Annotated in this window: 1 rRNA gene; it reads right to left on the bottom strand. The window is 56.8% G+C overall.

Annotated elements, in window-relative coordinates:
• Positions 1-21: 21 nt before the first annotated feature.
• Positions 22-1,846, bottom strand: a 23S ribosomal RNA gene (locus tag ACZ7JA_RS35835); the annotation flags it as partial.

Raw genomic sequence — 1,846 nt, 5'->3', positions numbered from 1 at the left:
ACACAGTGGACGCGAGCAACTGAGGACAAGCCCTCGGCCTATTAGTACCGGTCACCTCCACCAGTTACCTGGCTTCCAGATCCGGCCTATCAACCCAGTCGTCTACTGGGAGCCTTACCCCATCAAGTGGGTGGGAGTCCTCATCTCGAAGCAGGCTTCCCGCTTAGATGCTTTCAGCGGTTATCCCTCCCGAACGTAGCCAACCAGCCATGCCCTTGGCAGAACAACTGGCACACCAGAGGTTCGTCCGTCCCGGTCCTCTCGTACTAGGGACAGCCCTTCTCAAGACTCCTACGCGCACAGCGGATAGGGACCGAACTGTCTCACGACGTTCTAAACCCAGCTCGCGTACCGCTTTAATGGGCGAACAGCCCAACCCTTGGGACCGACTCCAGCCCCAGGATGCGACGAGCCGACATCGAGGTGCCAAACCATCCCGTCGATATGGACTCTTGGGGAAGATCAGCCTGTTATCCCCGGGGTACCTTTTATCCGTTGAGCGACGGCGCTTCCACAAGCCACCGCCGGATCACTAGTCCCGACTTTCGTCCCTGCTCGACCCGTCGGTCTCACAGTCAAGCTCCCTTGTGCACTTACACTCAACACCTGATTGCCAACCAGGCTGAGGGAACCTTTGGGCGCCTCCGTTACTCTTTAGGAGGCAACCGCCCCAGTTAAACTACCCATCAGACACTGTCCCTGATCCGGATCACGGACCCAGGTTAGACATCCAGCACGACCAGACTGGTATTTCAACGACGACTCCCCCTGAACTGGCGTCCAGAGTTCAAAGTCTCCCAGCTATCCTACACAAGCCGAACCGAACACCAATATCAAACTGTAGTAAAGGTCCCGGGGTCTTTCCGTCCTGCTGCGCGAAACGAGCATCTTTACTCGTAGTGCAATTTCACCGGGCCTATGGTTGAGACAGTCGAGAAGTCGTTACGCCATTCGTGCAGGTCGGAACTTACCCGACAAGGAATTTCGCTACCTTAGGATGGTTATAGTTACCACCGCCGTTTACTGGCGCTTAAGTTCTCAGCTTCGCCCTGACGAATCAGAGCTAACCGGTCCCCTTAACGTTCCAGCACCGGGCAGGCGTCAGTCCGTATACATCGCCTTACGGCTTCGCACGGACCTGTGTTTTTAGTAAACAGTCGCTTCTCGCTGGTCTCTGCGGCCACCCCCAGCTCACCGAGTAAATCGGATCACCGAGTGTGGCCCCCCTTCTCCCGAAGTTACGGGGGCATTTTGCCGAGTTCCTTAACCATAGTTCACCCGAACGCCTCGGTATTCTCTACCTGACCACCTGAGTCGGTTTAGGGTACGGGCCGCCATGAAACTCGCTAGAGGCTTTTCTCGACAGCATAGGATCATCCACTTCACCACAATCGGCTCGGCATCAGGTCTCAGACACATGAGCGGCGGATTTGCCTACCACTCGTCCTACACCCTTACCCCGGGACAACCACCGCCCGGGATGGACTACCTTCCTGCGTCACCCCATCACTCACCTACTAACCGCTTGGTTCGGCGGCTCCACCACTCCCCTCAACTCCGAAGAGATCAGGGCGGCTTCACGGCCTTAGCATCACGATGCTCGATGTTTGACGCTTCACAGCGGGTACCGGAATATCAACCGGTTATCCATCGACTACGCCTGTCGGCCTCGCCTTAGGTCCCGACTTACCCTGGGCAGATCAGCTTGACCCAGGAACCCTTAGTCAATCGGCGCAAACGTTTCTCACGTTTGTATCGCTACTCATGCCTGCATTCTCACTCGTCAACCGTCCACGACTACCTTCCAGTGCCGCTTCACCCGGCAGACGACGCTCCCCTACCCATC

The sequence above is a fragment of the Streptomyces sp. NPDC038135 genome (genome assembly GCF_055601245.1).
Note: the sequence above shows the minus strand (reverse complement) of the source record. Positions and strands in the feature narration are given on the sequence as shown.